This is a genomic window from Frigoribacterium sp. NBH87, from assembly GCF_014217665.1.
Lineage (GTDB): Bacteria > Actinomycetota > Actinomycetes > Actinomycetales > Microbacteriaceae > Frigoribacterium > Frigoribacterium endophyticum.
Genome location: NZ_CP043650.1, coordinates 2,472,024 through 2,497,247 on the forward strand (window position 1 = coordinate 2,472,024; position 25,224 = coordinate 2,497,247).

Genomic DNA, 25,224 nt, shown 5'->3' on the forward strand with positions numbered 1-25,224 from the left:
ACCTCAGGGAGGCGCGGGTCGGGCACCAGCCCGGCCCGCGCCTCCTGCGCTGTGCTCCGCGCTCGTGCCCCCCCGCCGCCGCACCTCCCGTGCCGCGCCGCCGGCCTCAGGGCCCGCCGAGCCAGTGGTCGATGCGGTGGTGGTCGGGCGTGAACCCGTTCTGCACGCCCCAGAGCACCGCCTGGGTGCGGCTCGTCGCGCCGATGCGGCGGTACACCGAGCGGATGTACGACTTGACCGTGTTGGGGCTGAGGTACGTGAGCGCGGCGACCTCGGCGTTGCTCTTGCCCTGGGTGATGAGGGCGAGGATCTCGCTCTCGCGGTCGGTGATGCCCTCCTTCTTGCCCGGCCAGTCGAGCCCCGGCGCGCTGGGGGCCCGGTGCCGGACGTCGCTGACGACGAGCTCCCCGCGGTGGACGGCCTCGAGCGCCTCGACGAGCTCGCGGGCCCCGAGGGTCTTCGAGAGGTAGCCGTGCACGCCCTGCGCGAGGGCCGACTCCACCAGCTCGGGGTGGAAGTTCCAGGTGTAGACGACGACGCGCCGCGCGGAGGGGTTCGCGACGAGGGCCGCGAGCTCGTGGTGGTCGGACTCGGGCTGGGCGAACGAGTCGTAGAGCACGATGTCGACGCTGTCGGAGAGCGAGGTGGTCGCGTCGATCTCGGCGACCGTCACGCGGTCGCGGTACTGGTCGAACATGTGGGCGAGGCCGGTCAGCACGACGTCGTAGTCGTCGACGAGGGCGACGGTGATGTAGCTGGTCTGGACGGGCAGCTCCGCGGTGGTCATGGGCTCACCATCCCACCCCGAGGGGTGTGCCGCCACACCTTCAGGGGTGGTCTGCTGTGACACGGCGACAGCACGGCACCGACGGTGCCGGTCGCCGCCCCCCTAGAAGGAGAACACCATGCTCGGTCTCATCGTCAGCCTGCTCGTCATCGGCCTGGTCGCCGGCTTCATCGCCCGCGCCGTCGTCCCCGGGAAGCAGAACCTCTCGATCGTCGCCACGATCGTGCTCGGCGTCGTCGGCTCGTTCGTCGGCGGGCTGCTCGGCTTCCTGCTCTTCCAGCACGACCCGACCGACGGCTTCTTCCAGCCCGCCGGCATCATCGGCTCGATCATCGGCGCCATCGTCGTGCTCGTGATCTGGGTGTCGGTCTCGGGTCGTCGCGGCGCTCGCCGCTGACCGCTGCTCGTCGCACCTCCAGGCCCCGCTCGGCACGCGCCGCAGCGGGGTCTGCGCGTCGTGCGGGGGCGCGGCTCAGAGCCGGCGGTCGAGCTTCCAGGCCAGCCAGCCCGTGACCAGCACCACCCCGGCCGCGGCGAGGCGGGCGCCCATCAGCACCCCGTCGCCGGTCGACGTGGTGACGCTCATGTCGCTGCCGATGCCGATGCCCCAGGTCGCTCCCGACGCGGCCAGGCAGACGACGAGAGCGAGGCCCAGGACGCCCGACGTGACTCCGTGCGCCTTGGTGCCGACGGACTCGTCGCGGCCCCGACGGTCGCCCGTGTAGCGGGCGGCGACCCCGCGGACCACGCCCAGCCAGAGCAGCGCCACCGCGCAGGCGCCGACCACGTCGCTGCAGCGGTGCCAGCCGTAGGCGACGGTCTGCTCGGCGACGATCGCCGCGAAGGCGGTCGCCACGACGTACACGACGGGCCGCGAGCGACGGCCGAAGGCGGTGAGCACGGCGAACATGGCGGCCACGGCGACCGTGGTGTGGCCGCTCGGGAAGCTGTTGGCGTACACGTCGCCCGTGAGCTCGGGGCGCGGCACGACGATCTTGAGCACCTGCGTGGTCACCGTGGCGCCGATGACGAGGGCGCCGGCCTGGAGCGCGGCCCCGGGGCGACGGCGCGCGAACGCGACGAGCATCGTCACGCCGACGACCAGCATCAGGGCCGAGGGCGAGATGGCGTCGAGGGCCGAGCCGGACTGCAGCAGCGTGTCGCCGTCGACCGAGCGGAGGATGCTGTCCTCCATCGCCTGGCCGGTCGGCGTCAGGACAGCGACGACGTACACGCCGACGAGGCCCGCGGCCGAGAGGCCCGAGGTCAGCATCCACCGGTGGGCCACGCGACGGCGGACGGCCGTGCTGGCTCGGGCGGTGGTCGATGCGGTCACGGGACCATGGAACAACACCGCCCCTGGAAGCAGCCTCACACCGACCTCCCAGAGCCCGGAGTGCGGGCGGACTCACAGGCTGCCGGGGCGCGCTCCATCTCCCGCCACGCGCCTCCCGTCAGGGGAGAGAGCGTGACGACGACGTAGACGGTGGCGACGACGCCGAACGCCACGGCGAGGCCGACCGTGTCGGCGGCGACGCCCCCGAGCAGTGCCCCGAGCGGCACCCCTGCCCACGCCCCGGCCGTGATCAGCCCGAAGACCCGGGCCCGCAGGTGCTCGGGCACGCGCTCCAGCTCCACCGCGCCCAGGATGGGGTTGATCGCCCCCGCCGCCAGCCCGGAGACCGCCGTGGCCGCGACGAGCCACGCCAGCGGCAGGTCGAGCGCGAACGCGGCCGACGAGGGGCCGCCCGCGAGGGCGAAGCAGACCGCGAACGTGACGCGACGAGGCACGCGGTGGGCCACCAGGCCGAAGCCCACGCTGCCCACGAGGGCGCAGTCGCCCATCACCGCGACGATCAGCCCGAGCGCGGCGGCGCCGCCCAGCCGGTCGTCGGCGTAGATCGGCAGCAGCGTCGAGCTGCGGGCGGCGTCGAGCAGGTTCGTCACCAGCACCAGGGCGACCACGAGGCGCATCAGCCGGTCGCGGGCGACGAACCGGGCCCCCTCCGCCAGGTCGGTCCAGAAGGAGGCGCGGTCCGCGTCCGTCTGCCCTGCCGCACCCGCCGTCGACGAGCCGGCCCGTGACCCCGCCGTCGCTCGCGGCACCAGCAGCAGCGTCAGCAGCGCCGAGACCGCGAACGACGCCGCGTCGACGACGAGCGTGCCGAGGGGCCCGAGCAGGGCGACGAGCAGGCCCGCGAGCGTGGCGCCGACGAGCTTCGCCAGCCGCTCCGAGCCGTCGAGGAACCCCACGCTCCGTTCGAGGCGCACCCCGGCCGCCGTCGAGAGGGACGGCAGCATGACGCGGCGAGCGGTCTGCCCCGGGGCGTCGAACAGGCCGCTGACGAAGACGAGGGCGAGCAGTGCCCAGAACGGCAGGCCGACCGTCACGGCGAGGACGGGCACCGCCAGCACCGTGACGCCGCTCACGACGTCGGCGACCACGGCGCTCCGACGGTGACCGACGCGGTCGGCGACGACGCCGCCCAGCGGCCCGCCGACGACGACGGGGAGGGTCGCGGCGAGGGCGGCCACGCCGACCTCGACCCCGCTGCCGCCGGTGCCGAGCACGTAGAAGGGGACGGCGAACGAGGTGACCACGTTGCCCGTCTGGCTGACCGCGTGGGCGGCCAGGAGGGCGGTCAGGGCCGTGCGGGGGCGGGCGTGGGGCGCGGTGTGCGCCGCCTCCCCGGTGCCTCCGTCGGCTGCTGCGGGCTCCGAGGCGCCGGCTGGGACCCTCGGCTCCGTCACGGCGCCGTGGGCCGCCGGTACGCCTGGTGGGCCCAGGTGACGGGCTCGACCGCGGGGTCGCCGGGCTCGTGGGCGGCGGAGACGTCGAGCCACCTCTCGGTGAGCCCCTCGAGCTCGTCGCGCAGGGCGGCGAGCTCGTCGACGGTGAGCCGGAGGGTGCGGTCGCCGAGCGCGGCCGCGGCGACCCACTCGCGGGGGAAGGACGGCGCCTCGTCGAGGTAGCGCCCGTACTGCGCGGCGAGGACCTGCGCGATCGAGCGCTGGAACGCGGTGGACGCGGAGGCCCGCTCGGGGTCGTCGAGCATGTCGGCCGGCTCCCACGCGGTCAGGTCGCTCGTGGCCCGCCACCAGCGTTCACGGCGGTCGGGCCCCTGGGCGTCGGCCTGCTCGATCAGGCCGACCGCGGCGAGCTTGCCGAGGTGGTAGCTGAGGGTCCCGGGGGCCTCGTCGACGACGTCGGCGAGGAGGGCGGCGGTCTGCGGGCCGCGCTCGCGGAGGAGCCCGAGGAGGCGCAGCCGAGTGGGGTGCGCCAGAGCACGCAGCGAGGCGGCGTCGGTGAGCTCGGTACGGCGGTCGGGCACGCGAGGGGTCATGGGCTCGACCCTAGATGCGCAAGAAGTGTTGCGCAATGCCTCTTGTGCATGACGAGCCCTTGTCTGAGACGGGCCGCAGCCGAGGGAGCAGACTCGTCCTCACATGACCCGAGCCACAGGAGGCACGCCATGACCAGCACCAACACGAACGAGCCGCACCAGGGCGGCGTCACCGACGAGACCGCCGAGTTCGGCGACCGCACCCGCGTGCCCGTCGCGGGCAGCACCGAGAACCACGGCGACGTCGAGACCGACGAGGGCGCCCAGCGCGGCACCGCCCACCTCAACGGCCGCGACGCGACCGGCGACGTGATGGACCGCAGCGGCACCGTCGACTCCGGCGACGTCGACCGGCTGCTCGGCGAGCGCAAGGACGACGACGAGGGGCCGCGCGCCCCGTAGCCCACCCCGAGCCGGGCCCGGTCGCCTCGATTGGCGAGCGGGCCCGAGCTCGTGTATGGTTTCCTCTGGCCGTTCGGCCGGAGAAATGCGCCTGTAGCTCAACGGATAGAGCATCTGACTACGGATCAGAAGGTTGGGGGTTCGAGTCCCTCCAGGCGCACGAGATCGAGAATCGCCCCTGCCCTACACGGCAGGGGCTTTTCTCGTTGTCGGTGCTCGTCTGGCCGCCTGCCGGCGGCGTGCCGGTGGCGCTTCGCGCACCGGCGGGGGCGACGGCGCTTCGCGCGTCGGCGGGGGCGACGGCGCTTCGCGCGTCGGTGGGGCGACGGCGCTTCGCGCGTCGGTGGGGCGACGGCGCTTCGCGCGTCGGCGGAGGGCGCCTGCCTACGGCCGGTCGCCGGGAGGAGGCGATGGCGGGTCAGCGGCGGGTCGCGCCGATGGCCCAGACCCGTGGCGGCTGGACGTCGTTGACGGCGTGGTCGCCGACGATGCGTGCCTTGAACACCCACGGGTTGTGGCTGCCGGCGGTCCGGGCGTTGCGCCAGTGCCGGTCCAGGTTCTTGGTGGTGCTCACGCCGGACGCCGCCAGCGCGTCGAACAGGTGCGAGGTCGCCTGTGTCGCGAGCGACGTCAGTGCGACCTGCGCCTGCGCGGTGGCGAGCTCGGCGCGGTCGTTCCGCCGCTCGTCCTCGGACTCGTCCAGGAAGGCGCCCTCGTAGGCGCCTTGGAGGGCCTGCGCGGCGCGGTCGACGATCGCTCGGGCGGCGAACCCGGCGGCTGAGACCTCGCCGACGACCTGCAGGATCTGCGGGTCAGCGGCGAAGGTGTCGGCGTTGCCGTGGGAGAACACGCGGGTGCGGTTCCGCACCTCGACCGCGATCTCGCGCTCGGCCGCCACGACGGAGCCCGCGAGGACGCTCAGCAGGACGGCCTGGTAGAAGGCCGTCTGGTACTTGAAGCGCTCGTCGAACAGCACGACGTCGTCGGCGCCGACACGGGCGTCGCGGAAGGTGCTCGTGCCCGAGCCCGTCGTCCGCTGCCCGAACCCGTCCCAGTCGTCGGTGTGGGCGACGCCGTCCTGGTGGGCGTCGACGATCGCGATGACCCGGTCGCCGGTGTCCGTGCGTTCGGCGTACGTGTCGATCCAGTCGGCGAAGATGCTGCCGGTGGAGTAGTACTTCTGCCCGGTGACGCGGAACCCGCCGTCCGGGTCGGGGCTGACCTTCGTCGTGACGTCGCCGACCTGCACCGTGCCCACTTCGGTCCAGGAGTTCCCGGCGATCTCGCCGCGACCGAACCGTCCGAGCCAGACGTCGCGCGGCCCGGACCGGGCGACGAGGCGGTCCTCGACGAGGGCGAAGTGGCCGCGGAGGGCCTGGGGGATGTTGCTGTCCGCCGCCGCGAGCTCGGTGAGCAGTCGGAACAGCTGGGGGAGGGTGGCGCCGGAGCCCCCGAACTCGACGGGGACGCGGAGGGCTCCGAAGCCCGCGTCGGCGAGCTCGCGGATCTCGGCCACGGGGAGGCGGTGCTCACGGTCGCGTTCCGCGGCGCCAGCGGCGATGCGGTCGAAGAGCGGGCGGAAACGCGCGGACAGCGTCTCGTCCGTGGGTGCCGCGGTGGTGACGGACGTGGTGGACGTGGTGGTCGTCGTGGTCATGGGTATCGGTTCCGTTCTGGTGGGTCAGGCAGCGGCGGGGGCTTGCGTGCGTTCCGGCTGGGGACGTGTGGCGGCTCGGCGGGTGAGCAGGGCGGCGCCGCCGAACACCCCGACGAGCGACAGGAGCGCGGTCGTCGTGGCGATCGAGCCGGCCGGCCAGTGCCCGGTGAGGCCGAGGAGCGCGGGGACCGTGGTGGTCACCTGGCTCGCGAGGACGAGGGCCCACCCGGTGTAGGTGCCGATCGCTGATCGGCCGAGGGCGAGCAGGACGAAGAAGAGCGCCCAGAGCGCCGCCCATCCCGCCCAGAGCACGGCGAGGACAGGGTCGTCCGCGACGTGGACGACCGCGAAGGCGACGGCGAGAGCGGCGACCAGGCCGCAGAACCAGCCCAGGCCCACGGCGCCGAGTCCGAGGAGGGAGTCCACACCGACGTAGAGGTAGGTGACGCCGAACAAGAAGGTGCCCGAGATCCCGAAGAGGGCAGGCAGGGAACCGTCGGCCGAGACGGCCACGGCCACGCAGAGGACGAGCTGCAGACCGCCGATCAGGACGTTGAACACGCCGCTGTCCCGGCCGGGCACGCGCCCGAGCAGGGTGAGGCCGTTGACCAGGAGGGCGGCCCCGGAGAGGACCAGACAGATGAGCGCCATGCGGAGACCTTGGCACCGTCCGCCCCGTGGCCGGAGTCGTGTGTCCGATCATGTCCGTCCGCTACGCCCTGTGACAGCGGTGCCCCTCCCGGCACGTCCGCCGATCTCCTGGCCACGGACAGACAGCAGATCGAACTGGCGAGGCAGCGAGGCAGCGAGGCATCGAGGCACGACGTTCGGCGGAGTCAGCGAGGCCCCCAGTACACTGGACCAGCGCCATCGAGCGACGTCCACGCCGGCGCAGACGACGCCGTACTGCGTTGCGGAGCGTGCAGGTTGGAGTCTGGGTGAGCGTCAGAGGCGGCGGTGAGCGGCTGGGTCTCCGCGAGGTGGCCGAGCGTGCCGGTGTGTCGCACATGACCGTGTCCCGCGTGCTCAACGGCCACCCGCAGGTCAAGGAGTCCACGCGCCAACGCGTGCTCGAGGTCGTCGCCGAGCTCGACTTCCGGCCCAACAGCGCTGCGCGAGAGCTCGTCACGCAGCGGGCGCTCCGGATCGGCGTGCTGATCGAGAGCGCCGTCGAGTTCGGCCCCTCGAGCATCCTGCGGGCCATCGAGCGGTCGGCGCGTGACGGCGGGTACTCCGTGGCGTCGTTCGCGCTCCGCGATGACTCGGCGACTCCCGAGGAGGCCGTGCGCCACCTCACGGGCCAGGGGATCGACGCACTCTGCGTGGTCGCTCCGCGCTCGTCGTCCGTGGCCGTGCTCCGGACCATCACGACGGGGCTGCCGACCTTGGTCGTGAAGGCCGAGAAGGACCCGGCCTTCCTGACGGTCTCGGTCGACCAGGCGGCGGGCACGAAGCTGGCCGTCGACCACCTCGCGTCGCTGGGTCACCGTGACGTCCTCCACGTCTCAGGGCCCCTCGACTGGTTCGACGCCCGCGCGCGCGAGCGTGCCTTCCACACCCGTACCCGGGCCTGGGGCATGCGCGAACGGCCGATCGTGATCGGCGACTGGTCGAGCGACTTCGGCTACGACTTCGCACGTGGGCTGGCCAGCGTCCCCGAGTACACCGCCGTGTTCGTCGCCAACGACGAGATGGCGCTCGGGGTGATCCACGGCCTCCACGACCGCGACATCCGCGTGCCGGAGGACCTCAGCGTCGTCGGCTTCGACGACCTGCCCGTCTCGCGCCACTTCCTCCCGCCGCTCACGACCGTGCGGCAGGACTTCCCGGCCCTGGGGTCCCTCGTCGTGGACGTGCTCATCGCAGCGATCGAGGGTCGCGAGATCCCGCAGAACAGCCGGATCCCCGCCGAGCTCGTGGTGCGTGACTCCAGCGCGGCTGCGCGCCAGCTCGGCTGAGGTGGCCCTCTGAGGTCATCCTGCTCGTCGTCGTTCGCCCACGGGCATGCCGACAGCTACAGTCGTGCACGTCGGGCACCGCCCGGCACGAGGCCGTCGAGGCCTCCGACCCGAGGAGCACCACGTGCGTCACGTACGGGCATCGACGACGATGCGCCCGATCGGCCCTCAGGCCGCGGGCCCGACCTGGTCCGGTCGCGGCGATCGGCGGGACGGACCTGCCCGTCCCACGGTGCAGATGCGGGGGGTCACCGTGGCGTTCTCGAACGGCGTCGCGCTCGACGGGGTCGACCTCGACCTCCACTCGGGTGAGGTGCACGCTCTCCTCGGCGAGAACGGAGCAGGGAAGTCCACGCTCATCAAGGCGCTCCTCGGCGTGTACCCGATCGAGGCAGGGGAGGTCCTCGTCGACGGCGAGCCCGTCCGTCTCGGCGGTCCGGCGGACGCACGGGCCCTCGGCATCCAGGCCGCGTTCCAGGAGTCGCACCTCGTGGAGAACCTCAGCGTCGGTGAGAACGTGATGCTCGGCCACGAGGTCCACGGTCGCCTCGGCATCTCCTGGCGTGCGACGCATGCACGCGCCGCCGCGATGCTCGCCGAGCTCGGACTCGCCGAGCTGGACCCACGGGCCCTGCTGGCCGATCTCACCCCCGCCAGCCGCCAGCTCGTCTCCATCGCCCGCGCCATGGTCGACCGACCACGGGTGCTGGTGCTGGACGAGCCCACGTCGAGCCTCGACGCCGCGGATGTCGCGCGCCTCTTCGCGGTGATCCGCCGCCTCCGCGACCAGGGCGTCGCGATCCTCTTCGTCTCGCACTTCCTCGAGCAGGTCCTCGGACTCAGTGACCGGATGACCATCCTCCGCGGCGGCGTGAAGAAGGGCGACTACCTGCCTCACGAGATCGGCCGGGCCGAGCTCGTCGCGCGGATGATCGGCAAGGACCTCGCGGACCTGCAGCGCATCGGGTCGGAGCGTCGGGCCCATCGTGTGGACCCGATCGGTCCGCCGCTCTACCGGGCCACGGGGATCGGACGCCGCCAGATGTTGCGTCCTGTCGACTTCGAGCTGCACACCGGCGAGGTGGTGGGCATCGCCGGGCTCCGAGGCTCCGGCCGGACCGAGCTCGCGCGCCTGTTGGCCGGCGCCGACCGAGCTGACGGCGGCGTGGTCACGCTCGGCGGTCGGGCCGTCGTGATCGACCACCCCGCGGATGCGCTGCGGAACCGGGTGGCGCTGTCCGCCGAGGACCGAGGGGCGGAGGGGCTCATCACCGAGCTCAGCGTGCGGGAGAACATCGTCCTCGCGGTGCAGGCTCTGCGTGGGTGGGCACATCCGCTCTCCAGGGCCGAGCGCGAGGACCTCGTCGAGCGGCACATCGAGCACTTCGACATCACGCCGGCCGATCCGGCGACGCCCGCCGGCGAGCTCTCGGGCGGCAACCAGCAGAAGGTGCTGCTCGCCCGCTGGCTGGCGATCCGGCCGCGCGTGCTGATCCTCGACGAGCCGACCCGCGGCGTCGACATCGGCGCCAAGGTCGACATCCAGGCGCACATCGCGCAGCTCGCGCTCGAGGGCGTGGCCGTCGTGTTCATCTCGAGCGCGTTCGACGAGCTCGTGCGTGTGAGCGACCGGATCGTCGTCCTCAAGGACCGGGAGAAGATCGGGGAGCTGAGCAACGGGCCCGGCGTCACGGTCGACACGCTCGTGGAGCTCATCGCCGCCCCGGACGACGAGGACGACGAGGACGACTTCCCTCCGGCCTGGCCCGACGCACCCCTCCCGCCCCTGGTGCCGTAGCGACGCCTGGCCTGACGTGCCGTCCTCCGTCCGCGCGCGGATGTTCCCCGGGACTCTTGTCTTCGCAAGACTGTTACCGGTAACATCGGCATCACCCGGGAGCATCCGAGCCCCCGCAGCACGACCGGCCCATGGCCACGACCGGACACAGTCGTCCCGTCATCTCAAGGAGGAGATCCATGTCCACGAAGAGGCGCATCGCCACCATCGCCGCCGCAGGGGCCATCGCCCTCGGCCTCGCGGCCTGCAGCTCCGGCACGGGCTCCACCGACGGAGGTGACGATCTGGCGACGGTCGGCTTCGTCGCGGTCGGCCCGGAGGGCGCTTGGCGTCAGGCCAACGAGTCGAACATCCAGGACACCTTCACGAAGGAGGCCGGGTTCGACCTCAAGTACGCCCCCGCCACCAACAACGACCAGAAGTCGCAGATCGACGCCTTCACGTCGTTCGTGGACGAGGGCGTCGACGTGATCCTGCTCTCGGCCACCGAGGGCTCCGGCTGGGAGGACTCGCTCGAGCGGGCGAAGGAGGCCGAGATCCCCGTGGTCCTCATCGACCGTGGCATCGAGCCGGACGACACCTCGCTCTACGCGACCCGGATCGCCCCCGACAACATCGCCGTCAGCGAGTCGGTCGCCGAGTGGGCCAAGACCGCGCTCCCCGAGGGCGGCAAGTACTTCACGCTCGAGGGCCCTGCCGGCGTCTCGGTCGTGAACGAGCGCAACGAGGGCTGGGACGACGTGATCGGTTCCGAGAGCTCCTTCACGAAGATCGGTGCGCAGACCGCCAACTGGTCGACCGAGGAAGCCAAGAGCGTCTTCGAGACCGTGCTGAAGTCGAACGGCAACGACGTCCAGATGGTGTTCGCCCAGAACGACGAGATGGGCCTCGGTGCCGTCCAGGCCGTCGAGGAGGCGGGCCTCACGCCCGGTGTCGACGTGAAGATCGCCACGATCGACGGAACGAAGAGCGCGCTCGAGGCGCTGGCCGACGGCAAGCTCAGCTTCGTCGCCGAGTACAACCCCCTGTTCGGCGACACGGCCCTCGAGGCAGTGCAGAAGCTGCTCGACGGCGACTCCGTCGAGTCGTCGATCGTCGTCGAGTCGGCCACGTTCGACTCGCCCGAAGCGGCCACCACGGCGCTGCCCGACCGGAAGTTCTGACCAGCCCGCACGGCCACACCCGGCGGCGAGGCGGACCTCACCGCCTCGCCGCCCCCGCCACCCCCGTCCGCTGCCCGGCAGCGGGCGGGAGGGTCGGCAGACAAGGAGCACACGCCATGCAGGCATCCAGTCCGATCGTGGAGATGCAAGCCATCACCATCGCCTTCCCCGGGGTCAAGGCCCTCGACGGGGTCGACCTCCGTCTCTTCCCCGGCGAGGTCCACACGCTCATGGGCGAGAACGGCGCCGGCAAGTCGACGCTCATCAAGGCGCTCACCGGCGTCTACGGCATCGACTCCGGCCGCGTCGTGGTCGACGGCGCCGAACGTCGTCTCTCCGGCACCGCCGACGCGCAGGCCGCCGGGATCTCCACGGTCTACCAAGAGGTCAACCTCTGCGGCAACCTCACCATCGGCGAGAACGTCATGCTCGGCCACGAGCGGCGCGGCCGGTTCGGGATCGACTGGAAGGGGACGCACGCCGCCGCCTCCGAGGTCCTCGCCCGTGTGGGACTGGGTCACCTCGACCCGCGCACCCCGCTCTCGTCCCTCAGCCTCGCTCTCCAGCAGCTCGTCGCCATCAGTCGTGCCACGGTCGTCGACGCCAAGGTGCTGATCCTGGACGAACCGACCTCCAGCCTCGACGCTGATGAGGTCGAGGGGCTCTTCCGAGTGATGCGACGGCTCCGTGACGAGGGAGTCGCCATCCTCTTCGTCTCCCACTTCCTCGACCAGGTCTTCGCGATCAGCGATCGCCTCACCGTGCTCCGGAACGGCAAGCTCGTCGGAGAGCACCTCACCCGCGACATCGACCGGGCCGGCCTCATCGCCGAGATGATCGGGAAGGACCTCCAGAGCCTCCGCTCCCTCGACCGGGAGCGGGCCAGTCGACAGGTGGCCGAGGGCGAGCCCGTCTACCGGGCCACCGGGATCGGCCGGAAGGGCTCGCTGGACGCGACCGACGTGGCTCTCCGCCGAGGCGAGGTCGTGGGCCTCGCGGGGCTCCTCGGCTCCGGCCGCACCGAGCTCGCGCGCCTCCTCTACGGGGTCGATCGACCAGACACGGGGACCGTGACCATGGACGGCGTCCCCGTCGCCATCTCCTCTCCCGCGAAGGCGCTGAAGCACCGCATCGCGTTCTCCAGTGAGAACCGCCGTGACGAGGGGATCATCCGCGACCTGAGCGTCCGCGAGAACCTCGTGCTCGCCGTCCAGGCCAAGCGTGGCTGGGCCCGGCCGCTCTCCGCGAAGGAGAAGGACCGAGTCGTGAACAAGTACCTCACCGAGCTCAACGTTCGTCCGGCGGATCCCGACAGGCCGATCCGGAACCTGTCCGGCGGCAACCAGCAGAAGGTGCTGCTCGGGAGGTGGCTCGCGACCGAGCCCGAGCTGCTGATCCTCGACGAGCCCACCCGCGGCATCGACGTGGGCGCCAAGGCCGAGATCCAGGAGCAGGTCGCGGCCCTGGCCGACACCGGCGTCGCCGTCGTGTTCATCTCCTCGGAGCTCGAGGAGGTCGTCAGGCTCAGCGACCGCATCGTCGTCCTCAAGGACCACCGCAAGATCGCCGAGCTCGAGGCGGGACCAGACGTGACTGCTGAGTCCATCGTCGCCGCCATCGCCGAGGAGGGCGTCTCCGAGACGCTCCTCGCGCCCGCCACCCGCACCACGCCCGAGGAGGCGACCCGATGAGTGACCCGACCACCACCGTGACCAGGCGGCGGGGCGCGCACGGCCTCGGCGACCTGCTCCACCGACCCTGGGTCTGGGGGACGGTCGCGATCGTTCTCCTGCTGGCGATCAACGTGGCGAAGGACCCCGGCTACCTCGCGCTGTCGGTGAACCCCACCACGGGGAACCTCGTCGGCAACCTCATCGACATCCTCCGGGCCGCGGCTCCCGTGCTCATGATCGCGGTCGGCATGTGCCTCGTCGTCGCCACCGGCGGCATCGACCTCAGCGTCGGCTCGATCATGGTGGTCGCCGGTGCCGTCTCGATGGAGTTCCTTAAGGCAGCCGGCTCCGACTCCCTCGGAGTCGCGCTCGCCGCCATGGGCCTGGCTCTCCTGATCGCCGGGATCCTCGGGGCGGTCAACGGCATGCTCGTCTCGGTCGTGGGGCTGCAGCCGTTCATCAGCACGCTGGTGATCATGCTCGCCGGCCGCGGCCTGGCGAAGGTCATCACGGGCGGCCAGAACACCGCCGCCGCCAACGAGCCGTTCCGCTGGGTCGCCAACGGCTACCTCGTGGGGCTGCCGGTCGTGTTCCTGCTCGCGGTCCTGATCACGCTCGGCGTCGCCGCCCTCGTGCGGCGCAGCGCCCTGGGCCTCATGATCGAGGCGATCGGCATGGACCCCAAGGCCGCGCGCCTCGCGGGGCTCGACCGCCGCGCGCTCCTGTTCACCGCGTACATCGGCAGCGGCCTGCTCGCCGGCGTCGCGGGGATCTTCGCCACGTCGAGCGTCATGACGGTCGACGTCTCCCGCACCGGCTACCAGCTGGAGCTCGACGCCATCCTGGCCGTCGTGATCGGCGGCACGTCGCTCGCAGGCGGCAAGTTCCACCTGCTGGGAGCGGCCGTCGGGGCGCTCCTGATCGCCACCCTCGACAAGACCGTCGTGTTCCTCGGCGTCTCGTCCTCGGCCACGCCCGCCTTCAAGGCGATCGTGATCGTCGCGATCGTGCTCTTGCAGTCCCGGCGCGTCCGCGCCCTGTTCACGAGGCGCCGGCGTCCGGTGCCCACCCCCGTGCCCACCGAGAAGGAGGCCGTGTCCGCATGAGCGCCACGACGATCCGCCCGCCCCTCACCCCGACGCCGGCAGCTGGTCCCGGCCGTGGGCCCCTCGAACCGCGGCGCCGCATGCGACTCCGGCTCGACTCCCTGCCGACCGTCGCCGCCCTGGTCATCCTCGTCGCGATGCTGGCCTACGGCGAAGTGGCGTACGGCCGCATCCTGCAGGCTGCGACCCTGTCGAACCTCCTCATCAACAACGCCCACGTCATCGTCCTCGCCGTGGGGCTCACGTTCGTGATCCTCACGGGCGGCATCGACCTCTCGGTCGGCGCGATCGTCGCCGTCAGCAGCGTCGCCGGCGTCCTGCTCGCCAACGCCGGCTGGAACCCGTGGGCAGTGACGGTCCTCATGATCCTCATCGGCACGGCGTCAGGCATCGTCTCCGGCGTGTTGATCCAGTTCTTCGACGTGCAGCCGTTCATCGCGACGCTCGCGATGATGTTCCTCGGCCGAGGCCTGGCCTCCATCCTCAGCACGGTGCCCGAACGTCTCGGCGACGAGTCGCCGATCCGCTCGCTCGCCACGAACATGAAGGTGGTCGACGGTCCGAAGGTGAACGACGTCGTCACGACGCCGGGCGTCCTCATCGCCCTGGTGGTCGTGGCCGTCGCGTTCTTCGTGCTGCACCGCACACGCCTCGGCCGCACCGTGTACGCGATCGGTGGATCCGAGCAGTCGGCCGCTCTCATGGGGCTCCCCGTCCGCCGCACCAAACTCGCGGTCTACGTCATCAGCGGCTCGCTCGCCGGGCTCGCCTCGGTCATCTACACGGCCCGACTCGGGAGCGCGCAGAACATCACGGGCATCGGCTGGGAACTCGACTCGATCGCCGCGACGGTGATCGGCGGCACCCTCCTCACCGGAGGCGTCGGCTTCGTGCTCGGATCCGTCGTGGGTGCGCTCGTGCTCGGTCTCATGAACGTGCTCATCACGCGGGACGGAGGCATCCCGCCCGAGGCGACCACCATCATCACCGGCGGGATCCTGCTGGTCTTCGTGCTCCTGCAGCGCGCCGTGATGGCGAGGCGACGGCAGACCTAGGCGACACCTGGGGCGCGCATCGTCTGCGCACTCCCCGAGGACGGCTGCGCTGCACAGGGACCAGGTTCGGGGTGCAGCGCAGTCTCACTCCCCGAGGACGGCGGCGCCGCACACCACAGGGGTGTGCGGCGCGGCCGTTCGTGACGATCGCCGCAGCTCGGGAGGCACGTGCTGTCGGGCGCTGGCACCTCGCCCTGATCTCCGCCCGACGGCTCGGGAACCAGCCCTGCGCTCCACCCGGCGGGCGTCAGCGCGCCGCGGCGGCCTCCGCGCCCGCGGCGCCCGATGTCGCGAGGTCGCTCTTCTCCAGCGGCTGGCCGGCACCGAGGGCGGCCGTCCACGCGTCCGCCGTCGCGACGGCGGCGAAGTTCGAGTGCAGCAGCGCCATCAGGGTCGTGTGCACGGTCTCGGCGTCGACGGTGCCGGCGGCGTTCGCGATGCTGATCGCCCCCGTCGCGTCGGAGAGGACCTCCACGGCGACGCCGTGCGCCTCGGCGTCGGCGGACGACGCGATGATGCAGTTGTTGGTCATGTAGCCGACCAGGGTGACGGTGTCGACCGAGGAGTCGCGGAGGACGCCCAGGAGGTCCGTGTGCGCGAACACGGAGCTGTACTGCTTCGTGACGGTGTGCCAGTCGTCCCGCCGACGCCGCTCGATCTCGGGATGCAGCGCGAAGCGGTCCGTGTTGGGATCGAACACCGGAGCGCCCTCGCCGGCGGTGTGCTGCACGACGACGACCAAGGTCCCGGCGTCGGCGGCGGCGTCGATCGCCGCCCCGATCCGCTCCAGCGAGTCGGCGACGGGCGGGTGCTGGATCTCGAGGGGACCGTCGAAGTACTCCTGCTGGACGTCGACGACGACGAGGGCGCGGGTGGGGGTGGTCATGGTGCCTCCTGGCTGAACGGGACGGGATGGGGCTGGACGGGGCGGCGCGGGTGCGTCGTGACGATCCTCGCTGTCGGCCCGCGACTCCACGACTGGCACGTGTGCACCGTTACGATGGTTCCGGGCCAAGGAGGTCACGCCATCAAGATCGCCGTCCACGCCGTCGACGGCGTCACGATGTTCCACCTCTCGGTGCCGCAGATGGTGTTCGACGAGGTCGCCCGCCTGGGGCTCGGCGACTGGACGACGGTGCTCTTCTCCGACCGGCCGGGCTCGATCGTCACCGCGGAGGGCTACACGGTCGGCAGGGTCGCCGGGCTCGCGGCCATCGACGACGCCGACCTCGTCGTCGTGCCGTCGTGGACGGACGACGGACGTGAGCTCGGGCCCGGGCTCCGTCGCGCCCTGCTCGCCGCCCACGCCCGCGGCGCCGCCCTCGCCGGCCTGTGCCTCGGCGCGATCGCCGTCGCCGACCTCGGGCTGCTCGACGGGCGCAGCGCCGTGACGCACTGGCGCGCCGCGGACGGGCTCGCCGCACGGCACCCGGGCGTGACCGTCGACCCGACGGTGCTGTACCTCGACCACGGCGACGTCCTGACGTCGGCCGGCACCGCGTCGGGCATCGACGCCTGCCTCCACGTGGTCCGCACGCGACTCGGCGCAGAGGCCGCGAACAGGGTGGCGCGCAGCCTCGTCGTCGCCCCACACCGCGAGGGCGGCCAGGCACAGTACATCGAGCGGCCCGTCGCCCCGCGCGCGGCCGCCGACCCGATCGCCGTCGCGACGGCGTGGGCACTGGCGGACCTCACGGCCGACCTCGGGGTCGACCGGCTGGCGGCTGCGGCGCACCTCAGTCGGCGCACCTTCGTGAGGGCGTTCCGCGCCTCCACCGGCACCACCCCGGCGGCGTGGGTCCGCTCGCGACGGCTCGACGAGGCCCGGCGGCTGCTCGAGACCTCCGACCTCACCGTCTACCAGGTCTCGGCGGCGTGCGGGTTCGGCGACCCCGTGACGCTGCGGCAGGCCTTCGTGAAGGCGTTCGGCAGCACACCGACGAGCTACCGGCGGCGGTTCGACGCGCGGGGGGCCGGCGCGGACGTGACGGGTGGCTCCTCGTCGAGCAACCGCTCGCTGTCGACGGTCCGGGATCAGGCCCGAGGCCAGTCCGTCGTCAGGTAGGCCTCGACCGCGCGGTTGCGGAACGAGTACGGCTTTCCCCGAGTGATGATGCCGCGAGTGGTGTCGAGGCGGCGGGAGAACGGGCCGACCTGGGTGGCCGACGCCAGCCCCATCGACTCGGCGATGTTCGTCAGGGTCCGTTCGGACGGCGCGAGGGCGCCCATGGCCTCGATGAACTCGTGCTCGCGCGGGGGGAGGCGGCCGAGGATCCGCTCGACGTGGGCCGACGCCTCGCCCTCTGCCGATCGCCAGCCCGCCAGGACGTCGTCCTCGGTGACGACGTCTGCCTGGCCAGCGTTCCAGGCCCCCTGTCCAGCCAGCTGGAAGAGGAAGGGCTCCCCGCAACAGAGCTCCACGATCGCCCGCGCGGCCTCGGTGCGCATGGTGACCCTGTCGACGCCGCCGTCACCATCGGCCGTCTCCCATCCAGAGATGACGAAGGGCTGGAGGGCGGCGAGCAGGTCTCCTTCGTCGAGGGCCGCCAAGGTGACCGTGCGGAAGCGTCGAGCGAAGGTGGCGCCCTTGCGCGCCCCCGCCCTGTCCTCGAAGTCGGGCAGGCCGGTGAGGTAGACGACGATCGGCAGGAAGCGCAGCGCGGAGCCCCCGCCGGGGAGCCGGACCTCGACCTCGTGCGACAGCGCGTCACCGAGGGTGATGAGGAGCTGTGACAGGGCGGCGTCGTCGGAGATGTTCTGCACTTCGTCGATGTGGATCAGGACGACCACGTCCTGCCGGATCGCCGCGTCGCCCAGCTCGACGAGGAGGTCGAAGAGCGCCGTCGACGGTTCGGGCCCGTCGCTGCCCCGTACGGACAGGGCGAAGCCCGAGATCGCGACCTGCTCGACCCTGTCGAGGATGTCGGTCACGCGCTGACGGGCCGACGCTCGGAGGCCAGCAGCATCGGCGAGGCGGAGGACCGCTGACGCGACCAGCTTGAGGGGGTCCGCTCCGGACGGCATGCGGATCTGGGGCGTCACCCAGTCCCCGGCGTCCGCCGCGTCGCGAGCGATGCGGCGGACGAGGCTCGACTTGCCCGTGCCCGGCTCGCCGAGGATGGTCCGGCCCGTCTCGTACAGGCCGGCCAGCCGTCGCGGCCGCAGGACGTCGCGCCAGTCGCTGAGCTGGTCGGCGCGCCCTGCCCACACGTCGGGCACGACGTCGGAGCCGGCCTGGAAGGGATTGGTCAGAGGAGAACGCACGATGAAGAATTTATCAGACCATCGACGCTAGATTGATAAATTTATCAAGACAGAGTCGAGCCGACGATAAACTTATCGAGCACCGTGCACCCCCAGCTGTCGCTCAGCCCTCCGCGGGCCGCGACCTCGTCGGGAAGGGGTCGTTCGGGCCGGGCGCCGGAGTGCCTCGTCGGTCCTCCTCGTCCTGCGAGTGGCCCGAGGCGGCGTCGACGAACCGCGCCCCGCCGACGGCCGCCGTGCGCCGGACGAGCTCGGCCACGAGGGCGTCGTCCTCGGGCTGCAGGGCGTCCTCGGGGGCGACCTCGACCATGACCTGGCTCGCCGGGCCGAGCAGCAGCTCGGCCGTCACCGCCACGCCGTCCTCGTCCGCGGTGGGCACCTCGACGATGTCCGTCGTGCCGTTCTGGCCGAGGGCCGCCGCGTACGCGAGCACCGCCTCCGCGATCGCGTCGCCGGTCATGACTCGGTTCTCGCCATAGACGATGTACTTCACGGGGCTGTCCTCTCGTTGACGATGCCACTCAACCCCGTCCGCAGCAGCCCGGTCCGGCACGGTGCGCTCCGGGGCCACCTCCGAGGAAGGAGGGAGCAGTCTCGACCGATGACCGACAGAGACGACACCTTCACCGCCCTCAGCGTCCAGCGCGCCCTCGAGAACGTCGAGGCCGGCGGCAAGCCGTTCGCGTGCCTCCTCGTCCGTGACGGCGAGGTCGTCGTCGAGGCCGTGAACCACGTCGCCCAGACCGGCGACCCCACCGCCCACGCCGAGATCCGCGCGATCCGGGCGGCCGCCGAGCAGGGCATCACCGACCTGCGCGGCCTCGTCGCGTACGTCACCGCCTACCCGTGCCCGATGTGCCTCGGTGCGCTCTACTACGCGCAGCCCGACCGCGTCGTCTACGCGGTGTCGCGCGAGGAGGAGGGCGAGCACTACGAGGACGGCAACCGCCTCATGTCGCTCGCGACGTTCTACGACGAGTACACGAAGGGCATCGACGACAGGGCCCTGCCGGCCGAGCACGGCACGGCCGACGACGCGACCGCCCCGTTCGTCGCGTGGGCGGCGCGGCACGCGTCCTGAGCCCGTGCGGGCGACGCTCGCCCGGGAGCCTTCAGCCCCAGTAGCCCTCGAGCTCGGCGGCCGTCAGCTCGACGGCGCCGACCAGCCGAGCCGACACGGCACGCAGCAGCTCCTCGTGGCGGAGCGCCGCGAGGGCGGTGGTCACGAGAGGCCGAGGACGAACAGCACCCCGGCGACGAAGGTGCCGCACGTGGCGACGGCCGACGTGGCGACGACGAAGAGGGTGACCTGGCGGTCGCGGTCGCGGACCTCGGTGAAGGGGCTCCTGGCGGTGTGGAAGCTCATGAGCTTCTCGTCTCCGGCAGCCCTGCGGCGCTGCCTGTTCCTGCGGTGTCTGCCCGCCGTGAACCGGGCATGTGCCGGCGTCGCGGGCACGGCCACATCGTCGCATCGATGGGGGTCCAGATGGTTAACGACGTGAACTACTGCGTTCCGCGGACAGTCACGGCTCCCATTCACGCGCATCGATCGTTGACAGGCACCTGACAACCTTGTCAGGATCACTGTCGATCACCTCGCGCTTCCCCTCACACCCCTCGGACGACGGAGTCCTGCATGCCCTCATCCCCCCGGCGCCGCACGGTCGCCGCCACCTCGATCGTGACGGCGGGCCTCCTCGCCGCCCTCACCGGCCTGGGCACGGTCGCCCCGGCCGCTGCGGCGCCGACGGCCGGGGAGGTGGCCGCGGCGCAGACGGTCACCGAGGGCGACGCCCGCTTCCAGGTGCTGTCGCCCACCCTCATCCGCACCGAGTTCGCGCCGGGCGGCGCGTTCACCGACGCCGCGACCTTCACCGTCGTCGGCCGCGACTCCTTCGCGGCGACGCCGTTCACCACGACGCGCGACGACGGCTGGCTGACCATCGACACGGGGGAGGCGCGGGTGCGGTACGAGATCGGCTCCGGCTCGTTCGACCAGGGCAACCTGGAGCTCAGCCTCACGACGGGCTCGGGCCAGCAGGTCGTGGCCGCGCCCTGGCAGCAGGACGACCCCGCGCGCTGCGTCGTGGGCGTCCGCTGCGAGGCCGAGACCCTCGACCTCGTCGGGCTCGCCCCCGCCACGAACCACACCGGCGCGACCGGCGACGGCTTCGTCGCCGGGTTCGAGCGCGTCGGCGACGCCGCGAGCTTCTCGGTGACCGCCGAGCAGGCCGGCCCGCACGACCTCGTCCTCCGCTACGCGAACTCGCAGGGCGGCGACGGCCAGGTCACGACGCGCACCCTCAGCGTCAGCGTCGACGGCGGCGCCGCGCAGACGATCTCGCTGCCGCCGACCGCGGGCTGGGACGACTGGGCGCTGGCCCGGGCGACCCTCGACCTCGCCGAGGGCGAGCACGACGTCGTCGTCGAGCGCGCCTCCGGCGACTCCGGCAACCTCAACCTCGACGGCGTCGCCGTCGTCGAGCCCGGCGCGGCGTACCCCGCCGAGGCGCCCGCCGCCGTCGAGACCGTCGACTGCGCGTACGGTGCCCCGTGCGAGGCCGAGACGACGGCCCTGGCCGGCGGTGCGAGCGTCGGCGACGACCACGACGGCGCCTCCGCCGAGGCGTTCGCCGCCGGCCTCGGCCGTGGCGCGTCGTTCACCGCGCACGTCACGGGCGTGCCCGCGGGCGAGCACGTGCTGCAGATCCGCTACGCGAGCGCGCAGCCCGACGCACGCACCGTCTCGGTCAGCACCGGTGCCGGCATCGTGACCACCGCCTCCCTCGAGCCCACCAGCGGCTGGGACCACTGGCGCACCGTCAGCGTGCCCGTCGCCCTGTCGGAGGGCGAGGACGACGTGACCGTCGGCTGCCCCGACGACGCGAGCTGCCAGCTCAACGTCGACACCGTCGCCGTCGCCTCGGCCGCCGCGCCGTTGCTCGCCCCGCACGCCGCGCTCGGCGGCTACCGTCGCGACCTCGACACCGCGAACGGCACCGTCGACACCAACGCGGGCCTGCTCTACCAGGACGGCTGGTCGCTCGTCGACGACAGCGCCTCGGCGCAGTACGACGAGGCCACCGAGACCCTCACGCCGCGACCAGTCGCCGACGTGCAGGACGGCTACCTCTTCGCCGCGGGCGACGCCCACGAGACGGCCCTCGGCGACCTGGCCACCCTCACCGGCCCCTCGGTGCTGCTGCCCCGCTGGGCCTACGGCGTCTGGTACTCCGAGTACTACGACCGCACGCAGTCCGACTTCACCGACACGATCGTGCCCCGCTTCGCCGAGGAGGGCGTGCCGCTCGACGTGCTCGCCGTCGACACCGACTACAAGGCGCCCGACAAGTGGAACGGCTGGGAGGTCGACGAGACGAGGTTCCCCGACATGGCGGGCTTCCTCGCCGGGCTCGAGGAGCAGGGCGTCCACAACACGCTCAACGTGCACCCGAGCATCACGCAGGGCGACCCGCAGCTGCCCGCGGCCCAGGCCACGGCGCAGGGGAACCTCGTCCCCGACGGGGACCGCTTCCTGTTCGACTGGTCGGACCCGGCACAGTTGCAGGCCTACTTCGACCTGCACGACGAGATCGCCGACCAGGGCGTCGACGTGTTCTGGCTCGACTGGTGCTGCAGCGACGCGTCGCGCTACTCGCAGCCCGGCGTCACGCCCGACGCCTTCATCAACGACCAGTACGCGCAGCGCACGGCCGACCGCATCGGCCGAGGCTTCGCCTTCTCGCGGGCGTACGGCGCCCTGACCGCGGGCGGCTACGGCAACCCGCAGCCGGTGCCCACCGGCCCGTGGGCCGACAAGCGCACGACGCTGCACTTCACCGGCGACACCACGTCGACGTGGCAGATGCTGCAGGCCCAGGTCGGCTACACCCCCGGCGAGTCGGCGGCGACCGGCCTCTCGGCGATCAGCCACGACATCGGCGGCCACACCGGCGGCACCACCTTCCCGGGAGCGGAGGCCGAGAGCACGAAGCTCGCCGACGACCTCTACGCGCGGTGGGTGCAGTTCGGCACGTTCCAGCCGATCGACCGCCTGCACAGCAACCACAGCGACCGGCTGCCCTGGCAGTACGGCGCGGCGGCCGACGCCTCCGCGACGTCGTTCTTGAACCTGCGCGAGGCGCTGATGCCGCTCACCTACACGCTGTCGGCGGAGGCCACGCGCACCGGCGTGCCCGTCGTCCGGCCGCTCTACGTGCAGTACCCCGAGCAGCAGGAGGCCTACGCCATGGCAGGCAGCGAGTACCTGTTCGGCCCCGACGTGCTCGTCGCCCCGGCGGTGACGCCCGGCGAGACCGCCACGACCCGCGTGTGGTTCCCCGAGGGCAGCACCTGGACGGACTGGTTCACGGGCGAGACGCACGCCGGCGGCACCACCGCCGACGTCACGACCGGCCTCGACGCCATGCCGGTGTTCGTCCGCTCGGGCGGCGTCGTCGCGACGCGGAGCACCGACGTCGCGAACGACGCGACCCCGCTGACCGAGCTCACGCTCACGGCGGCGACCGGCAGCGACGGCGCCTTCTCGCTCTACGAGGACGACGGCGTCAGCGCCGACCTCACCGCCTCGGCCCGCACGGCCGTGACGTACACGGAGCAGGCCGACGGGGGCGTGCTCGACGTCGCCGCGGTCGACGGCAGCTTCGACGGGCAGGTCTCCGATCGCTCCCTGACGGCGGTCTTCACCGACGCCGAGCGCCCCGCGGTCGTCCGGGTCGACGGCACGCCCGTCGCCGCCGAGGCCTGGAGCTGGGACGAGGCCACGCGTCGCCTCACGGTGCCGGTCGCGAGCCGTCCCGTGGCGCAGGCCACGTCGGTGTCGTTCTCCACGACCGCGGTCGTCGACCCGGGCCAGCCGGGCGACCCCGGCACCGGGCCGGGCGCCCCCGTCGACCCGGGCGCACCCGGTGGCGACCCGACGCCCGTGCCTCCCGTGGCGGCTCCCGGTGACGGGACCGCCCCCGGGCAGGCCGCCGGCACCGCGGGCGACCGCGGGCCCCTCGCCTTCACGGGCTCGGACGTCGCCGGGGTGCTCGCCCTGGTCGCGGCCGCCCTCGTGGGCACGGGCCTGCTGGTGACGCGGGCGTCGCGCCGACGGGCACGTCGGGAGGGCTGACAGCCGGAGGGACGACGGAGGCGCGGTGCAGGTCGACCTGCACCGCGCCTCCGTCGTGCGTGCCCCGGGCCCGGCGACGTCGATGCCCCTCGGCACCGCCGGGCCCGGGTCACTCCTGCGTGCTCACCCAGTCGTCGATGTCGAAGTCGGCGCCCTGGGCGGGGAGCGCCGACGGCTGCACGTCGTGCGGGGCGATGCGCTGCGCGAGGCGCCCCTCGATGTAGGCGACCGTCTCGGCGTTGTCGGGCTCGGGCAGCGGGCTGTTCGTGCTCTCGGCGACGAGGGCGACCCCGGCCGACAGGAACAGCGTGGCCGAGACCACGTCGCCGTGGGCGCCGTAGGCGGTGAGGTCGATGGAGTCGGCGGAGCCCGTCTCGCCGAGCATCGCGGCGTACTCGAGCACGGCGTCGGCGATCGCGTCCCCCACGAGGAAGTCCTTGTCGGCGAAGGTGATGTGCTTCATGCGGACCACGCTAGGCAGGCGACGCCGGGCGCGACCGAGGGTTGACGGAGGCGGGGGGCAGGGGGTAGCCCGTCGGCGGAGGCTCGTCGGGTCGCGGGGCGCGGTGCTGTGTCGTGCCGTGCCGTCCGGTGCAGTGTCGTGCTGTGCCGGCCCGGGCGCGCGCGTCCGTCGCCGGGCGGGGGCGCCTCCCCGGGGTCGCCGCTCGCGTGTGCTGTGCTGGGCACATGGATCAGGAGACGACGACGTGGGTGCTGGTCGCCCTGCTGGTGCTGGCGCTCGTGGGGGTCGTGGTCGCGATCGTCGTGGGGCGTCGACGCAGCCGGGCCGCGGCGGCGGCGGCGACGGCGCGGGTCGAGGCGGCCGAGGCGGCCCACCGCCAGGAGCTCGAGCGAGTCTCGGCCTCGCACGACGAGGGCGTCAGCAGCCTCGAGGCCCAGCACGCCCGGGAGCGTGACGAGCTCGAGGCCCGCCGCCGCGACGCGGAGGAGCGCGCCGAGCAGAGCCAGGAGTTCGCCACCCGCAGCATGCGCTGGGACGAGCCCTCGCAGCGGGCCGTCGTCGACGCCTGCACCGAGCTCGGGCTCGACGGCGTGCTCGTCACGAACGTCGTCTTCGTGCCGGTCGACGCACCGCGCACCCGTCGCTTCGTCGCGCAGGTCGACCACGTGCTGCTGCTGAGCTCCGCCGCGGTCGTCATCGAGAACAAGGGCTGGAAGGGCGTCGTGCTCGACGGAGTCCAGCCGCGCGACGTGCACTCGTCGATCGGCACCCTCTTCGGCGACGCGACCTTCGAGCCGCCGTTCGCGGTGCAGGTCTCGCGCGAGTCGCCGACGTCGTTCCGCATCACGAGCCACGAGGGCCGCGAGTCGCCGGCCGCGCAGGTGCGGCGGCAGGCGCAGCGCGTCTCCGACCTCGTCGGGGCCGAGACGAGCCGCACCCAGTGGTTCGACACCGCCGTCTTCTACTCGCACCCCGACGCGGAGGTCTGGGCGGCCGAGACCGACTCCACGGGGGCCGGAGTCACGACGACGATCGTCGCGGGCGGGCGTCAGCTGCGCAGCTTCCTCGAGCGGGTCGGCGACCGGCCGCGCACCCTCGCGCCCACCCGGATCGACGAGCTCGCGGAGCTCTTCGCCCGGCACGGCGCCGACGTGCGTCGCTTCGGCGCGATGGCGGTGCCGGAGGGGCGCTAGCCGTCCCGGGCTGACGCGGCCCGCCCCTGGGCCCCAGCCTCTCGCCCGCGGCGCCCTTCCCCGCATCGCCGTCGCTGCCTCCGGGCCCGATCACGCTCAAATTTGAGAGCGATCGGCTCGACACGGACCAAGAACTGGGGGAGTCGCGGGTCGGCAGCCCGGATCTCTCTCGCTTTCCCGAGACAGCCGGGCCCGGCGCCCGCCCGGGTCCCGGCAGGCATGCC

General features: G+C 72.6%; 23 protein-coding genes and 1 tRNA gene. 13 read left to right on the forward strand and 11 right to left on the reverse strand.

The features are described 5' to 3' along the window. Positions 1-106: 106 nt before the first annotated feature. The gene (locus tag F1C15_RS11485) at positions 107-787 is read right to left on the reverse strand and encodes a response regulator transcription factor (RefSeq protein WP_185231272.1); all 681 of its coding nucleotides are present in this window, start codon (positions 785-787) and stop codon (positions 107-109) included. A 118-nt stretch (positions 788-905) separates the two neighbouring features. On the opposite strand from F1C15_RS11485, the gene F1C15_RS11490 reads away from it, so the two are divergent. Continuing rightward, entirely contained in the window at positions 906-1,184 is a 279-nt protein-coding gene (locus F1C15_RS11490) for a GlsB/YeaQ/YmgE family stress response membrane protein (RefSeq protein ID WP_056052134.1), read from the forward strand. A gap of 75 nt (positions 1,185-1,259) precedes the next feature. On the opposite strand, the gene F1C15_RS11495 is transcribed toward F1C15_RS11490, so the two are convergent. From F1C15_RS11495 to F1C15_RS11505, 3 genes are read right to left on the reverse strand one after another with little or no spacing between them, the layout of a single operon-like run. Continuing rightward, positions 1,260-2,123 (reverse strand): phosphatase PAP2 family protein, encoded by an 864-nt coding sequence (locus F1C15_RS11495; protein ID WP_056052137.1) that lies wholly within the window; start codon positions 2,121-2,123, stop codon positions 1,260-1,262. Between the two features lie 35 nt (positions 2,124-2,158). Continuing rightward, positions 2,159-3,538 (reverse strand): MFS transporter, encoded by a 1,380-nt coding sequence (locus F1C15_RS11500; RefSeq protein ID WP_185231291.1) that lies wholly within the window; start codon positions 3,536-3,538, stop codon positions 2,159-2,161. Continuing rightward, entirely contained in the window at positions 3,535-4,131 is a 597-nt protein-coding gene (locus F1C15_RS11505) for a helix-turn-helix domain-containing protein (protein ID WP_185231293.1), read from the reverse strand. The genes F1C15_RS11500 and F1C15_RS11505 overlap by 4 nt, the downstream gene beginning before the upstream one ends. Positions 4,132-4,260: 129 nt before the next feature. Here F1C15_RS11505 and F1C15_RS11510 point away from each other — a divergent pair, with 129 nt between their 5' ends. Together F1C15_RS11510 and F1C15_RS11515 are read left to right on the forward strand one after the other, a co-directional pair. Continuing rightward, positions 4,261-4,533, forward strand: coding sequence for a hypothetical protein (locus F1C15_RS11510; protein ID WP_185231295.1), 273 nt, complete (start codon positions 4,261-4,263; stop codon positions 4,531-4,533). Between the two features lie 87 nt (positions 4,534-4,620). Then, positions 4,621-4,693, forward strand: a tRNA-Arg gene (locus tag F1C15_RS11515). A 258-nt stretch (positions 4,694-4,951) separates the two neighbouring features. On the opposite strand, the gene F1C15_RS11520 is transcribed toward F1C15_RS11515, so the two are convergent. Together F1C15_RS11520 and F1C15_RS11525 are read right to left on the reverse strand one after the other, a co-directional pair. Beyond that, positions 4,952-6,190 carry an acyl-CoA dehydrogenase family protein gene (locus F1C15_RS11520; RefSeq protein ID WP_185231297.1) on the reverse strand — a complete coding sequence of 413 codons (1,239 nt, stop codon included), beginning with the start codon at positions 6,188-6,190 and terminating at the stop codon, positions 4,952-4,954. A 24-nt stretch (positions 6,191-6,214) separates the two neighbouring features. Further along, positions 6,215-6,841: an AmiS/UreI family transporter gene (locus F1C15_RS11525; protein WP_185231299.1), complete on the reverse strand. Its 627-nt coding sequence runs from the start codon at positions 6,839-6,841 to the stop codon at positions 6,215-6,217. Between the two features lie 287 nt (positions 6,842-7,128). Here F1C15_RS11525 and F1C15_RS11530 point away from each other — a divergent pair, with 287 nt between their 5' ends. The 6 genes from F1C15_RS11530 to F1C15_RS11555 all read left to right on the forward strand — a co-directional run bounded on the left by F1C15_RS11530 (position 7,129) and on the right by F1C15_RS11555 (position 14,943). Then, the gene (locus tag F1C15_RS11530; RefSeq protein WP_185231301.1) at positions 7,129-8,148 is read left to right on the forward strand and encodes a LacI family DNA-binding transcriptional regulator; all 1,020 of its coding nucleotides are present in this window, start codon (positions 7,129-7,131) and stop codon (positions 8,146-8,148) included. Between the two features lie 238 nt (positions 8,149-8,386). After that, positions 8,387-9,946, forward strand: a complete 1,560-nt coding sequence (locus F1C15_RS11535; RefSeq protein WP_255465205.1) for a sugar ABC transporter ATP-binding protein — start codon at positions 8,387-8,389, stop codon at positions 9,944-9,946. Between the two features lie 179 nt (positions 9,947-10,125). Then, entirely contained in the window at positions 10,126-11,109 is a 984-nt protein-coding gene (locus tag F1C15_RS11540) for an ABC transporter substrate-binding protein (RefSeq protein ID WP_185231305.1), read from the forward strand. Between the two features lie 116 nt (positions 11,110-11,225). After that, positions 11,226-12,800 carry a sugar ABC transporter ATP-binding protein gene (locus F1C15_RS11545; RefSeq protein WP_185231307.1) on the forward strand — a complete coding sequence of 525 codons (1,575 nt, stop codon included), beginning with the start codon at positions 11,226-11,228 and terminating at the stop codon, positions 12,798-12,800. Then, a complete protein-coding gene (locus tag F1C15_RS11550; protein ID WP_185231309.1) occupies positions 12,797-13,888 on the forward strand; it encodes an ABC transporter permease in 1,092 nt (363 codons plus the stop codon). Before F1C15_RS11545 ends, F1C15_RS11550 begins: the two co-directional genes overlap by 4 nt. After that, the gene (locus F1C15_RS11555) at positions 13,885-14,943 is read left to right on the forward strand and encodes an ABC transporter permease (protein ID WP_185231311.1); all 1,059 of its coding nucleotides are present in this window, start codon (positions 13,885-13,887) and stop codon (positions 14,941-14,943) included. The genes F1C15_RS11550 and F1C15_RS11555 overlap by 4 nt, the downstream gene beginning before the upstream one ends. Before the next feature lie 247 nt (positions 14,944-15,190). Here F1C15_RS11555 and F1C15_RS11560 read toward each other — a convergent pair whose 3' ends face one another. Beyond that, positions 15,191-15,829 carry an isochorismatase family protein gene (locus F1C15_RS11560; protein ID WP_185231313.1) on the reverse strand — a complete coding sequence of 213 codons (639 nt, stop codon included), beginning with the start codon at positions 15,827-15,829 and terminating at the stop codon, positions 15,191-15,193. A gap of 114 nt (positions 15,830-15,943) precedes the next feature. On the opposite strand from F1C15_RS11560, the gene F1C15_RS11565 reads away from it, so the two are divergent. Then, a complete protein-coding gene (locus F1C15_RS11565; RefSeq protein ID WP_255465206.1) occupies positions 15,944-17,008 on the forward strand; it encodes a GlxA family transcriptional regulator in 1,065 nt (354 codons plus the stop codon). On the opposite strand, the gene F1C15_RS11570 is transcribed toward F1C15_RS11565, so the two are convergent. Beyond that, a complete protein-coding gene (locus F1C15_RS11570; RefSeq protein ID WP_185231315.1) occupies positions 16,978-18,207 on the reverse strand; it encodes an ATP-binding protein in 1,230 nt (409 codons plus the stop codon). The genes F1C15_RS11565 and F1C15_RS11570 overlap by 31 nt on opposite strands. Positions 18,208-18,310: 103 nt before the next feature. Next, positions 18,311-18,700 carry a hypothetical protein gene (locus tag F1C15_RS11575; RefSeq protein WP_185231317.1) on the reverse strand — a complete coding sequence of 130 codons (390 nt, stop codon included), beginning with the start codon at positions 18,698-18,700 and terminating at the stop codon, positions 18,311-18,313. A gap of 108 nt (positions 18,701-18,808) precedes the next feature. On the opposite strand from F1C15_RS11575, the gene F1C15_RS11580 reads away from it, so the two are divergent. After that, a complete protein-coding gene (locus F1C15_RS11580; RefSeq protein WP_185231319.1) occupies positions 18,809-19,288 on the forward strand; it encodes a nucleoside deaminase in 480 nt (159 codons plus the stop codon). 141 nt (positions 19,289-19,429) lie between these two features. Here the strand turns inward: F1C15_RS11580 and F1C15_RS11585 are convergent, their stop codons facing one another. Continuing rightward, entirely contained in the window at positions 19,430-19,573 is a 144-nt protein-coding gene (locus F1C15_RS11585) for a hypothetical protein (RefSeq protein WP_156369870.1), read from the reverse strand. A 270-nt stretch (positions 19,574-19,843) separates the two neighbouring features. Here F1C15_RS11585 and F1C15_RS11590 point away from each other — a divergent pair, with 270 nt between their 5' ends. Further along, positions 19,844-23,344 carry a TIM-barrel domain-containing protein gene (locus tag F1C15_RS11590; protein ID WP_219731545.1) on the forward strand — a complete coding sequence of 1,167 codons (3,501 nt, stop codon included), beginning with the start codon at positions 19,844-19,846 and terminating at the stop codon, positions 23,342-23,344. Between the two features lie 109 nt (positions 23,345-23,453). Here the strand turns inward: F1C15_RS11590 and F1C15_RS11595 are convergent, their stop codons facing one another. After that, complete coding sequence (locus tag F1C15_RS11595) at positions 23,454-23,807, reverse strand: hypothetical protein (RefSeq protein ID WP_185231321.1); 354 nt, start codon at positions 23,805-23,807, stop codon at positions 23,454-23,456. A 224-nt stretch (positions 23,808-24,031) separates the two neighbouring features. Here F1C15_RS11595 and F1C15_RS11600 point away from each other — a divergent pair, with 224 nt between their 5' ends. Then, positions 24,032-25,000 (forward strand): nuclease-related domain-containing protein, encoded by a 969-nt coding sequence (locus tag F1C15_RS11600; protein ID WP_185231324.1) that lies wholly within the window; start codon positions 24,032-24,034, stop codon positions 24,998-25,000. Positions 25,001-25,224: the final 224 nt, after the last annotated feature.